This is a genomic window from Paenibacillus sp. USHLN196 (assembly GCF_037144955.1).
GTDB lineage: Bacteria > Bacillota > Bacilli > Paenibacillales > Paenibacillaceae > Paenibacillus > Paenibacillus xylanexedens_C.
The window spans coordinates 187643-199670 of sequence record NZ_JBBCYH010000002.1 but is presented as its reverse complement, the minus strand read 5'-3'; the positions used below and the strand labels follow the sequence as shown (position 1 = coordinate 199670).

11 protein-coding genes are annotated in these 12028 nt (G+C 47.0%); all 11 read right to left on the bottom strand.

What is annotated here, in order from left to right; all coding sequences use genetic code 11:
* Nucleotides 1-39 precede the first annotated feature (39 nt).
* The 11 genes from WFI24_RS04170 to WFI24_RS04120 all read right to left on the bottom strand — a co-directional run bounded on the left by WFI24_RS04170 (nt 40) and on the right by WFI24_RS04120 (nt 11935).
* Complete coding sequence (locus tag WFI24_RS04170) at nt 40-615, bottom strand: TerD family protein (RefSeq protein ID WP_336759004.1); 576 nt, start codon at nt 613-615, stop codon at nt 40-42.
* Between the two features lie 90 nt (nt 616-705).
* Nucleotides 706-1299 (bottom strand): TerD family protein, encoded by a 594-nt coding sequence (locus tag WFI24_RS04165; RefSeq protein ID WP_336759003.1) that lies wholly within the window; start codon nt 1297-1299, stop codon nt 706-708.
* A 35-nt stretch (nt 1300-1334) separates the two neighbouring features.
* Complete coding sequence (locus WFI24_RS04160; RefSeq protein WP_336759002.1) at nt 1335-1781, bottom strand: tellurite resistance TerB family protein; 447 nt, start codon at nt 1779-1781, stop codon at nt 1335-1337.
* Between the two features lie 326 nt (nt 1782-2107).
* Nucleotides 2108-3763, bottom strand: coding sequence for an extracellular solute-binding protein (locus tag WFI24_RS04155; protein WP_336759001.1), 1656 nt, complete (start codon nt 3761-3763; stop codon nt 2108-2110).
* A 60-nt stretch (nt 3764-3823) separates the two neighbouring features.
* Nucleotides 3824-4693, bottom strand: coding sequence for a carbohydrate ABC transporter permease (locus tag WFI24_RS04150; protein WP_145321031.1), 870 nt, complete (start codon nt 4691-4693; stop codon nt 3824-3826).
* 14 nt (nt 4694-4707) lie between these two features.
* Nucleotides 4708-5625, bottom strand: coding sequence for an ABC transporter permease (locus tag WFI24_RS04145; protein ID WP_336759626.1), 918 nt, complete (start codon nt 5623-5625; stop codon nt 4708-4710).
* A gap of 234 nt (nt 5626-5859) precedes the next feature.
* Nucleotides 5860-6924 carry a response regulator gene (locus WFI24_RS04140; RefSeq protein ID WP_336758999.1) on the bottom strand — a complete coding sequence of 355 codons (1065 nt, stop codon included), beginning with the start codon at nt 6922-6924 and terminating at the stop codon, nt 5860-5862.
* 14 nt (nt 6925-6938) lie between these two features.
* On the bottom strand, nt 6939-8747 hold the full coding sequence (locus tag WFI24_RS04135) for a cache domain-containing sensor histidine kinase (RefSeq protein WP_336758998.1): 1809 nt from the start codon (nt 8745-8747) through the stop codon (nt 6939-6941).
* Nucleotides 8748-8921: 174 nt separating this feature from the next.
* The gene (locus WFI24_RS04130; protein WP_336758996.1) at nt 8922-9812 is read right to left on the bottom strand and encodes a hypothetical protein; all 891 of its coding nucleotides are present in this window, start codon (nt 9810-9812) and stop codon (nt 8922-8924) included.
* A 222-nt stretch (nt 9813-10034) separates the two neighbouring features.
* Nucleotides 10035-10766: a nuclease-related domain-containing protein gene (locus WFI24_RS04125; protein ID WP_336758994.1), complete on the bottom strand. Its 732-nt coding sequence runs from the start codon at nt 10764-10766 to the stop codon at nt 10035-10037.
* Nucleotides 10767-11041: 275 nt separating this feature from the next.
* Entirely contained in the window at nt 11042-11935 is an 894-nt protein-coding gene (locus WFI24_RS04120; protein ID WP_336758992.1) for an NAD(P)-dependent oxidoreductase, read from the bottom strand.
* Between the last annotated feature and the right edge of the window lie 93 nt (nt 11936-12028).

The following is a 12028-nucleotide window of genomic DNA, read 5'->3' as shown; positions in this document are numbered from 1 at the left end:
GAGACGGTTCTTCCCATCCTGTAAGTCTTACTGTACGTCCTATTGCAAACCGTAGTCGCGTGTCAATCCAACCAATCCATCCTGGTAACCACTACCGATGGCACTGAACTTCCATTCGCCGCTATGACGATACAATTCACCAACAACTACACCCGTTTCAATGGAGAAGTCTTCTCCCAGATCGAAACGAATCAATTCTTCGTTGTTTGCTTCGTTGACGATTCGCACATAAGCACGGGAGACTTGTCCGAAGTTCTGGCTACGTTCCGTAGCTTCGTAGATCGTGATAGCGAATGCAATTTTCTCTACATTGGCGGGTACGTTAGGCAGGTCGATATTGATCTGCTCATCATCACCATCGCCATCTCCTGTACGGTTGTCACCGGTGTGAACAACAGAACCATTTTCATTTTGTGGATTGTTGAAGAAGATGAAGTTTTTCTCGCCTTCTACTTTACCGCTTGCATTGGCACAGAATACCGATACGTCCAGGTCAAAGTCTTTTCCGCCATCATACTTGTTGGTATCCCAGCCCAAACCTACTGTAATTTTAGTCAGACCTGGATTCGTTTTAGTCAGATCGATCTTTTGACCTTTGGAGAGATTAATTGCCATCGTTGATCATCCTCGCTTATTTATAATTTATTGTAGTTATCGTTACATATGAATATTAGGATTATTGTCGAATTAGATTAAATCTTGTACTTAGGAGTACTTACGAGCGAGTTCGTTGATATGTACCGCATGGGAACCCTCTCCAATTGCCGAGAATTTCCATTCACTTCCATGACGATACAATTCACCACAGATCAACGCTGTTGAACCTGTGTAGTTATCGGATAGATTGAACTTCACCAGCTCACTGGAATTTTTACCATCCAGAATACGAATATAAGCCTTCTCAATCATGCCAAAATCTTGTTTGCGATTGACGCAATCGTAGATATTAACAACGATTAATACTTTATGAACATCAGCAGGAATACGGGACAGATCCATTTTGATCTGTTCGTCGTCACCGTCTCCCTGACCTGTTAGATTGTCACCTGAATGGATAACCGAACGACATGCACTTTGCTTGTTGTGGAAGCAAACCAGGTTGGAGTCCTTCACCAACTTGCCTTCTTCATTCAACATGATCGCCGATGCATCACAATCGACATCCGCTTGTTTCTTTCTTCCGAAGAACCCTTTGGCAGTTACCGGGTCCCAACCGAGACCAGCAATCACCTCAGTAAGTCCTGCATTGCCTTTGGTTAAATCAATCTTCTGTCCTTTGACCAAATTAATGCTTGCCACTGATTTTCACCTCCCTTCACATGTAAAATAGCTACTTAGAGATTGAATTCACTCGGGTTCAGACCAAGCACATTGCATATCTCGGCAACGACTCTTTTCTCCTGATCATCAAAGTTGCCATCAGCTGAACCAATCGCACTGCACACGCCCACAATAACGCGGCCTACATCCGGCTTGGATTTGAACTTCCCAATAGCTTTCAGCGCTTCCTGCTTCCCAATCTCCGGAGAGAATTCAAAGTTCGCCACGTAATGATTGAAGCGTGTAATCACTTCTCCCATGTCGAATACTTTCAATTCCTGACTCAGTTTAATATAACCGGCCATCTTGTTCTTCTCGGCTTCGTCAATGGAACCATCCGCAAAAGCAACCAGTGCACAACCTGCTACTACGGCGTCCATAAAATCTTTATTTTTAAACTTTTTGACTTGCTCTTCAAGTCCTTGTTTTGTTGAATTTAACCAGCCTTTAAATGAACTCATACTCAACCTCCAATAGTTTCATACATGGTGTTCTTTCCACCTTTTCATGATTTTCAGTAATTTTCATTACTACATCATGATTGAATATAAGTTAAATTATTCCTTAACTATACTCTGAAATACGGCAATATTCTACATTAAAAAACAATTAATACCTTATCATACGCATCGTTCTGGATATAGTTTCAAGCGAGATGCGAGAACTTTCTATTCACTTCATTTTTCAGGCAAATATTCACGTAAAAAGGCTCTGATCAGGGGATCAGAGCGCTTATTTCTACCAACACCAAAATTATAAATCTTATGAATGATTTGAATCCTTGAATTCACTTCGATTTTTCAAAATCAGCCTGTTGCTGTTCATAGATTTCATAGAAATCGTCCCAGACCAATACATTATCCTTTTCCTTGCTCCACCAGTCTTTGTACCATGCTTCAATCTCCGGGCCACCGCCCTGTTCCCACTTCTGCTGTGCTTCTGCAGCAGCCTGTTCCACCGTATATTTGCTGCCGCCAATGATGGAACGGGTAAAGATATCGTTAATGGCTGTCGTCACATTGGTCAGCTTCACCTGGAGTTCCTTCGGCAACTGCGGCATATGTTCCGAATGGGTAACGCCCTCTCCCACCGGAAGATCCGTCATGTATACTTCACGCGCTTCCTTAAACAGTCGAAGTCCTTCCTTCTGCGACGGAATCTCTTCGCTGAACAACATTTCAGTGTACCCACATTTGCCTTCCTCCAAGCGACTATACAGCATGGCGTAATCGCCTGCCCAGCTGATCTCCTGCTTGTATTTCTCCTGATCCGAGATACGCGGACAGCCTTGATCGTTCAACGTATAATGCGTGCCTTCAAATCCATTTTTGAAGGTTCGGCCTGACTCTGTTTTGGTCAGAAAATCGATATATTGCATGACTGCTTCCGGATTTTTGGCTCGCGCATTCACAGCTGCAGTCATCTGAACCGGGTTATTCCACACCATCGTGTGCTGTCCTACGGACGTGGTTGGCAGAGCGATGACCTTTAATTTAGCTTCAGGAACATTTTGCATCAGTGTATCCAGTTCCTTCGCTGCAAACCCTGTATAATCCGAAGTCATGGCCGCGTACATACCGATTTTTCCATTCAGGAAATCCTGCTTCGCCTTGGCCCCATCCTTGTCGGTCAGTAAGTCCTTATCCACCACGCCTGCTTCATACAATGCACGTTTGAATGCTGTGGCTTCCTTCATGTTGTTGGGACCGACTACCATCTCCTTGTCCTCCACATTCACCCAGTTGGCGTTGTACATATAGCGGAATAGACCCGCTGTATCGCCGAACTGAAATCCACCGATGCCATATGTATCCTTAGCTCCGTTTCCATCGGGATCATTCTCCGTGAAGGCCTTGGCTACCGCCAGCATCTCTTCCTCATTAGTCGGTACCTCCAGATTCAACTTTTCCAGCCAGTCTTCCCGTATGAAAAAGCTCGTCAGTGGAAACACCTCGTTCATACGTCCCACTTCATAGAGCTTACCATCGCTTTTAATGCCGGCCTTCTTGAGCTGGGGATATTTCTCCATCAAGGCTTTGTATTCCACGCTCGAGTTCTCGATCAACTCATCCAGCGGCATCAGCTGTTTCTGATTAAACAGTGTGTTACGGATAGGCGTACCGAATTCAAAAATAATATCCGGTGCACTGCCAGAAGCGAACAATACGTTAAGTTTGGACTGGGATTCCCAGCGGGGAACTGCTGTATATTTTACATTAGCCGGCCCATTCTCGTTGATCCATTTGGACCACATGTTATCTTCGATCGTACCCATGCCGCTCGGGACCGCGCCCCGATCATAGATCGTTGACGTGATGTTCCCCCTGTTGCCTTCGCCTTCCCCCTGTTCGCTACCGTTATCTCCTGTACATCCCGCCAGCAAACCACCGATCAAGCCCAGAACGAGACCCGACTTCATCCATGCCTTCATCGTTAATGCCATAGGTAAGACCCTCTTTCTCTCCTGTAATATGAACCCATGCGGGTTAACCTGCAGCCTGCCTTAACCTTTAATTGATCCAAGCATGACCCCTTTAACGAAGTACTTCTGCAAGAACGGATACACCGCCAAAATGGGTATGACCATCACAATGACAGCCGCTGCCCGGATGCCTTCCGGGGTCAGATTCGATATCATCGTTGGATCGGTAAAATCCTGTACATTCAGATTGGACATAATCATATTCTGGACGAGCACGGTCATGTTGTATTTGGACGTATCATTGATATAAATCATCACACTCATGAACGAATTCCAGTAACCTACGCCGTAAAAGAGGGCAATAGTCGCCAATAAAGGTTTGGATAATGGCAACACGATTCGGAACAAAAGCCCCAGTTCACCACAACCATCGATGCGCGCGGCCTCGTCTACTTCTCCCGGGAGATTTTCAAAATAAGATCGCATGATCAGCATGTTATACGTGCTCACCAGGCCCGGTAGCCAAAGCGCACCGTAACTGTTCACAAGACCGAGATTTTGCACGACCAAGTACGTTGGAATGAGTCCACCGTTAAAAATCATCGTGAATACCATCGCCATCGTAAAAAAGCGCCGGTGGTAAAAATGTCTGCGTGACAGGGGATATGCCGCCATAATCGTCACCGCCATGCTCAGCCCTGTACCGATCAATGTGATCTCCACACTATTCCAGAATGCATTCAGAATTGGTGTTCCCGTAATTAGGCTGTGGTAGGAGAACCAGGTGAAATCGACGGGCCATAACCCCACTTGACCTGAAACGACCGCTCTCGCATCACTAAATGACAAGGCAACGATGTTCAGTAAGGGCAGGATACAGCTGATGGCAACCAGTGACAACAATACATAATTGATTAGGTAAAAGACTTTTTCACCTTTGGTTTTTCTCATGTTGCTCTCCCTCCCTACCACAAACCTTCGTTAAATCGACGTGCGATATAATTGGCACTGAAAATGAGAATAAATGCAACCAGGGATTCGAACAATCCCATCGCCGTTGTCAGGCTGAACTGTGCTCCCTGAAGACCGGTGCGGTAGATATACGTACTGATGACATCCGCTATTTCGTTGACATTGGAATTCTGAAGCATGTACACCTGATCGAATCCGACCTCCATCACTCTTCCCATCGACAGGATAAGCAGGAGAATAATGGTGGAGCGTATACCGGGCAGGGTGACATGCCAGATCTGACGTATTTTGCTGGCTCCATCCATCTGTGCAGCCTCATACTGGCTCGGATCAATGGTCGTTAGTGCCGCGAGAAAAATGATGGCATTGAAGCCCATGTCTTTCCAGATCCCTGAGCCGACAAATACCGCAACCCATGAGCCCTTGTTGTACATGAAGGGATAAGGCGCTCCCGTCCAGGCCTCAACCCAGCGGTTTACGATCCCATTTTCCAAAGAGAAGACCGTCATGATCATCATCGCAATGATGACCCAGGAGAAGAAATGTGGCATATAGACTACCGTCTGTACCGTTCGCTTGAATGCCATGTTTCGCACTTCATTGAGCATGATGGCCAAAATGATCGGAATGGGAAATCCGATAATAATGCTTAAGAGACTGAGGAACAAGGTGTTGCGAATAATCTCCACCGTGCGCGGATCGCTGAACAGTGTCTGAAAATGCTGAAAGCCCACCCATGGACTGTCCCATAGACCGTCATAGAAGTTATAATCCTTGAAGGCCATGACCAGACCTCCGATGGGTGCATAACGAAAGGTAAGATAGAACATAATCACTGGCACAAACATCAAGATTAACGGAATATTCATCTTGAATCGTCGCAGTCGCTGTTGCCGAATCCGATGCTTCATCTCACTGTCCGGCGGTTGCAATCCAGACGGCGGACCTGCGGTCAGTTCCCCTTTCACATCCATCACTCCTCTCTGCTGTTGATGTCCTATAGTTGTATTTTAGATAAAAATGTAAGCGTAAACATTTGTTATTTAACGATCCTTTTATAATTTTCTACGCAAAAATAACCCCACATGGTGGGGTTGACCCTGCAGCCGTTCAAGAGGGATTGCTACATCACTAATCCGGGCACTTCACTTGGCTACTTGCTTGCGATATTCGCGGGGCGATACCCCCGTCATCTGTTTGAATACGGTTGTAAAATAACTGGAGTTATCGAACCCGGTCAGTTCCGCTATATCTGCCATGCTCTGCCGAGTGCTGTGCAGCAGCAGCTTAGCCTTATCAATTCGGCGCTTGCTGACATATTGGCTGAAGCCTTGTCCTGTCTCTTTTTTAAACAAATGGCTCAAGTAGTTGGGTGTCACATGAACATGGGCAGCCACGGCCTGCAACGTGCAGGTGCTGGAATAGTTCATTTCAATATACTGCATAACTCGTGTAACGACATGATCCTGCTGTTCCTGAGTTAGTCGCATCAGCATATCCACCCACTCTTCACTCTTGCAACGGGCCCAAGCGATGACTTCAGGAATGGTATGAATCCAGAGTAGTGGATCTGGGGAAGTTGAGTCCATCCCACCGGATTCCTGAGGCTGAAGCTGTTGTACCAGCAAGTCCGTCATGACCTTCATAAGCATATGAATCTCCGCTTTGCCTTGCGACAAGCTCATCCCGGATACTTCTTCCAGCAATATCTCAATCCGATTCATTATCGCTCCGAATTGATGATGGAGCACCAGTGAAGTCAGTTCCTCTCGCAGTCTCTCAGTACGGTCCACCTGGCTGTATTGTTCCCTGATCCGAATGTCAGACTGTTTCCGGCGATATCGTTCATGTGCCTTTTGCAACACCTGACATGCTTCATCGAGCGAGAACGGCTTCAACAAAAATTCAATCGCCCCATAACGGATGGCACGCTGTGCATATTCGAACTCACGGTATCCGGTCAAAATGATAATCATAATGTCCAGTCCACTCTCGTGTATGCGTTCGGCAAGGTCCAGACCATCCATCACAGGCATGTTGATGTCCGTAATGATGAGATCTGGTGTGCAGCTGTGTACAGCCTGTATCGCTTCTTCTCCATCGGCCGCTTCCCCAACGACCTCCCAGCCGAGGGGGTTATTACGAACCAGATGAATCAACCCCTGACGAAATAATGCTTCATCATCCACCACGAGCATACGTCCATTCACAAAACCTACTCCTCTCAGTCATCTGAATTTCCCGGCATGAGTCCCTCACCAATCTGATAAGGCAAACGAAGACGCACCAGCGTACCCTCACCCACAGTCGACTCGATCTGTACACCGTAAGGTTCGCCATGAATCAACTCAATTCTTCGAAGTACACTCCGCATGCCAATGTGCTGACGTTCCTCATCCACATGTGCCACTGGCGTCATAATGCGTTCAATGACCGATGCGTGCATGCCGCAGCCGTTATCTGAGATTTCAATGATGAGCAGATCCGGCTCTCCCTCATGTCCGTTTTGCCGCGAGCCACGAATCTCCAGATGGCGGTTGTTCCTTTTGTCCGAGAAGGCATGAACAAAAACATTCTCCACGATGGGCTGAAGCAACAGTCGGATCACCTGACAGCGAAGCAATTCATCAGGAACGGTAATTGTAATCGACAAAGCTTCCTGATACCGAGCCTGCTGAATCTGCAGGTAATGATCCATTTGCTTCATCTCATCCTGCACGGTCGTTAGTCGCTGCACGGGCTCCAGCGTATACTGCAGCATCTCCGACAATGCAGTGACCAGGCGAGCCGATTTCTCATCGCCAAGCATATAGAACTTCCAGAAAAACATGCTGAGTGTGTTAAACAGAAAATGGGGATTCAGCTGGGCCTGAATGGCTTTGAGTTCGGCTTCTTTTTCACTGAGTTCCCGTTCATACACTTCATGGATCAGCGTATCAATCCGAGACGCCATTGCATTGAATCGTTCACCGATGAAGCCGAGCTCATCCCGGGACTCAATCCTTACCCGTGTATCGAACTGTCCATCACGGACTCTTTTCATCGCGTTGACCAGGCTCGCAAGCGGACGCAACAGTCTGCCGCTAATTACGGTAATGATAAGCCATGAGCATAATACGCTGGCTAACGCAGAGAACACGGCAACTTTTAGAATGATCTTTCCCTTGTTCTGAATCTGAGCGAGTGAGACCTTGCTGACCAACGTAAAGCCCGCTTTGTCTGACGTTTGTTTCGTATACAAGTGGGTTGTTCCCTGCTCGTCCCTGATCTCGGTCGCTCCTAGGCTTAGCTCGGTAAGCGGTGGTGGATCTGCATCCTGATTATGAAAGGCATATAGAAGCTCACCATCTGCGTCAAACAAGTAGACAGCCACTTCCTCATTCAGTCGCAGATCTTTGAGATAAGATTCGAACAACGAGGTGTTAAACAGAATTAACATGACGCCATAGGTCTCCAGATCAACAGACCGCATTAATCGTCCCGCCAGAATCCAATTGGATTGTTCCTCCTGCAAGAAGGCATCCGGTCCCAAACGATTCCAACCATATTCGCCGCCCGTTCCTTCCAGTCTATGAACCATTTCTGCAAGATAGGAAGGGTCCATCTGTTGAAACGAGCCAGCAAAGGCGCCGAGATTAAATATGTTTTCCTTCAGATCATATATGCGGAGCCCCATGATCTCCGGTGCATCCAGCCTTACCTGATACAACTGATCATCCAGTTCATCTTCCAGCTTCATCTGATCATAGGACGAGATGCCTGAGGTCTGTGCTTTGATGGCATTTTTCACGGAGGGATTCAGTGTGATATAATCGGTGACTTTGTACATGTCGTGTACCCGAGAATCCAGACGTGCAAGAATCTGCTCAGCTGTAAGGCTATACTGGCGACTGACCTCTTCATTGAACAGGTCGATATGGATGCGATAGGTGATTAACCCTGTGGTTCCCGAGATTAGGACCGTTGCCGCAGATAAAAACAAGATTAGCTTTGTTTTGAATTTAAAGCGTTTACAAAAGTTCATCCACCACATCTTGCACACGCACCTCACCTATTCCGTACATGTTTTACTTTTAAAAACATATCATACCCCTATTGGAAAAAACCAGAAAAACCCTGACCCCGCTTCAATCGGTAGTCAGAGTTTGAAGGCATTGTGACCCAGACATGTAACCAGGATTCTCCAGATTAACTCTATCAGGCTATTTTATTCCCCGTAGATCTCTTTGATCCGTTCTTCCTCATTTGTAGACAACACAACATTAAGCAATCCCATCGCATTATTGGCATCGGTTCTCGTCGTCTTATACATCTCAGCAAACGCCGCTTCATCCTGCTCCGGGTCCATCTCTGCAAGCTTGCCCCACGACGTGCGGGCCTTGTCGTATAGTGTAGTCAATGTGATGTCATAAGGATGCTGTGCAACAGGTGCCATGGATTCAAATTTCGCTGTAATGCTGAAGAAATCCTTGGAATCCTGGAACGATGTACTGCTGAAATCCTTATTTTTCATCGCATCTTCGGTAATCAGCAGACCTTCACGGGCGATAAACAGCGTTTTCACCATGGCACGTTCCAGATTCGTTGCTTCTTCCCAGGTTACATAAGATTCGTCAGGTGCTTGTACAGTTGTGAAAAAAGGAAAGGCATCATCAATCAACCGCTGCGAATCGGAATGAATCGGTACCTCCGCATTCATGTCCACAACGGTATCACTATAGTTGGCCACATTAATATTTTTGGAACCTTCCTCACTGACCCGACGTACGGGATGATCCGTAAGCGGGATACGGATATAACCAAGCTTATCGGCATACTGCTGCTTCAACTCTTCCAGTGTGGAATCCTTTCCAATCTTGCCGTCGTCAGCTGAAGAAGATTCTTCTGTAGCTGAACCTGTCTGCTCACTACCATTAGAACCGGATGCTGCTGTTTCTGTGACGGTCGTATTGGGACTGCTTGTCTCCGACGAAGTAACTTCTGTACCCGTAGCAGACTCCGGCGATGACGCCTCTTTAGCTCCACCACCACAAGCTGTCAAAATCGCTGCCAAACTGAACATAACGGTGAACGTCTTTATCGTATTATTCCATTTCATCGTATGATCTTCCCCTTATCGGTTGTATAACTTACAACAATATCCTTTCAGATAACATGCTTGATTCACAATTGGACATGGTCTACATTCTATCACAAGTAGAAAATCGGTTGTATACGACGATATACCTGTGTCTAAAGCCTTTTACTACCCGTGTATGAACTACCACCGCAACACAAAAACACTGTCGCCCATATGGACAACAGTGTTCGTGAAGCAAGATTATTTGATACCTTTGGCCTTCTCCATGTGTTCTGACCGAATCTGAGGATCCGTGGAATTGACCGATGAGAGCAGAGCGTAGATCGCCTGAATATCCTTCTCTTGAAAGACTGTCTCGGGAACTTCAGTCTCCAGTCGTTCTGTCTTGCGCTGAATGGTCTCTACCAATTCATGGTCGTAGATGATTAATTCATCCGAATTCACATATCTCACAGCAGGATCAACACTGATGCGGCAACGGTTCGTGAAGGTGACCATGGAGACGAGACGTACTCTTTTGTAATCTCCGAGGTGTGCATGAATCGCTTCAACATGGGCACGATGCTGCATGAGCGGATTGTACATTTTGACCCGGCTGCTGCTGACCGACCAATTGGCTTCTCTTCGGCCGCCGCGGATCTCACCTGTCGTCAGATTCCGGGTTTCGATGACGAAGATTGCCCGCGGACCGATCACGACATGATCAATCTGCGAATAACCGGAGCGTGACTTCGGATTGGTAACAAGTAAGTCGTTCAGCACTTTATATTCACTTGGGAGACCTATTAGCTGATCTGCTGTACTAGGCTCCTCCGGCTGACGTGTCCAATCCCCTTCCGCTTTTTTCTTGCGCTTACTTCGGACCATACGCGGGGGAATGGTTGTCGTCGCTGGTAACGCTGAAGCGGAGGCTTTAATCTGGTTCGCAAGCTCTGGTTGTGTCTTGAACAGAGACAGGATTTTCTTGAACATGGGCAAGCTCCGTTCTATTATAGTGTGGGTTACGGGTGACCATTACAGGAGGATTAACATCCTTTGACACATTCATTATGTAAACTTCTATTACTTATGTCGGATAAAGCGGGGTAAAAATAAAGGGAAAACGATCAAAATCTCTCCATTATGCAAAGTACATATGAACATTTAACCAATTTTGTGACTTTAGACGCATAAACAGGCCGGAAATCGAAAAAACAGCGCAATCTTTTCTGAATCGAAAAAGAATTACGCTGCTGTTCTCTTGGATGTTAAGCCTGTAGATAATAGGTGTAGAGCACCTGTGTACCTTTCTCATCCAGACCATTATTCGCTATTTCCTGATACAGGGATTCGGCCAGAGCCAGCCCAGGCGTTTTCATGCCCATCGCTTTTGCAGACTCCAGTGCAATTCCCATGTCTTTGATAAAATGTTTCACATAGAATCCAGGCTCATAATCGCCTGCGATCATGCGCGGACCGAGATTACTGAGCGACCAGCTTCCGGCTGCACCGGTAGCAATGCTCTTCAGCACGGTCTCTGCGTCCAGACCAGACGTCTTGGCATAGGCAAGTGCTTCGCATACGCCCATCATGCCAGAGGCAATGGCAATCTGGTTGCACATTTTGGTATGCTGTCCGGCTCCTGCGTTGCCTTGCAGTACAATGTTGGTGCCCATCTGCTCAAACAACGGACGAACGGCTTCAAAGGCCTCCGAACTACCCCCAACCATAATGGACAACTTGGCGTTCTGCGCTCCGATATCGCCGCCCGACACAGGCGCGTCCAGTGCATGCAGTCCTTTGGCTTCAGCAGCTTCAAAGATTCGTGCAGCCAGTAGTGGACTGGATGTTGTCATATCAATCAGATATGAACCCGGTTTGGCATTGGCTACGAGACCATCCTCACCGAGATAAATCTCCTCCACATCTTTTGGATAACCCACCATTGTGATGATGACATCACACGCGGCAGCCAGTTTGCCTGGTGTGTCATGCCATACGGCACCTTCTTTCACCAACGCTTCCGCTTTGGCAGCGGTTCGCGTGTAGACGTGCAACGGGTATCCTGCTTGCTGGATGTGCCCAGCCATGCTTTTACCCATCACGCCTGTACCAATAAAGCCAACTTTCGTCTCTCCAGGTGCCTTCGCTGTATTTGTCATCGCAGGTTTCCTCCCTATTTCTCTAAGTTTTGTGAGGTGCTTGTTCTGAGATAGATAGCTATATCTGTATGTTAAAGCTTTCGTACCCCGCCG

Coding starts and splice junctions, on each gene's coding strand:
- WFI24_RS04170 (WP_336759004.1), bottom strand. CDS start 615: ATGGCAATTAATCTCTCCAAAGGTCAAAAGATCGATCTGACTAAAACG.
- WFI24_RS04160 (WP_336759002.1), bottom strand. CDS start 1,781: ATGAGTTCATTTAAAGGCTGGTTAAATTCAACAAAACAAGGACTTGAA.
- WFI24_RS04155 (WP_336759001.1), bottom strand. CDS start 3,763: ATGGCATTAACGATGAAGGCATGGATGAAGTCGGGTCTCGTTCTGGGC.
- WFI24_RS04150 (WP_145321031.1), bottom strand. CDS start 4,693: ATGAGAAAAACCAAAGGTGAAAAAGTCTTTTACCTAATCAATTATGTA.
- WFI24_RS04145 (WP_336759626.1), bottom strand. CDS start 5,625: ATGAAGCATCGGATTCGGCAACAGCGACTGCGACGATTCAAGATGAAT.
- WFI24_RS04135 (WP_336758998.1), bottom strand. CDS start 8,747: ATGTGGTGGATGAACTTTTGTAAACGCTTTAAATTCAAAACAAAGCTA.
- WFI24_RS04130 (WP_336758996.1), bottom strand. CDS start 9,812: ATGAAATGGAATAATACGATAAAGACGTTCACCGTTATGTTCAGTTTG.
- WFI24_RS04125 (WP_336758994.1), bottom strand. CDS start 10,766: ATGTTCAAGAAAATCCTGTCTCTGTTCAAGACACAACCAGAGCTTGCG.
- WFI24_RS04120 (WP_336758992.1), bottom strand. CDS start 11,935: ATGACAAATACAGCGAAGGCACCTGGAGAGACGAAAGTTGGCTTTATT.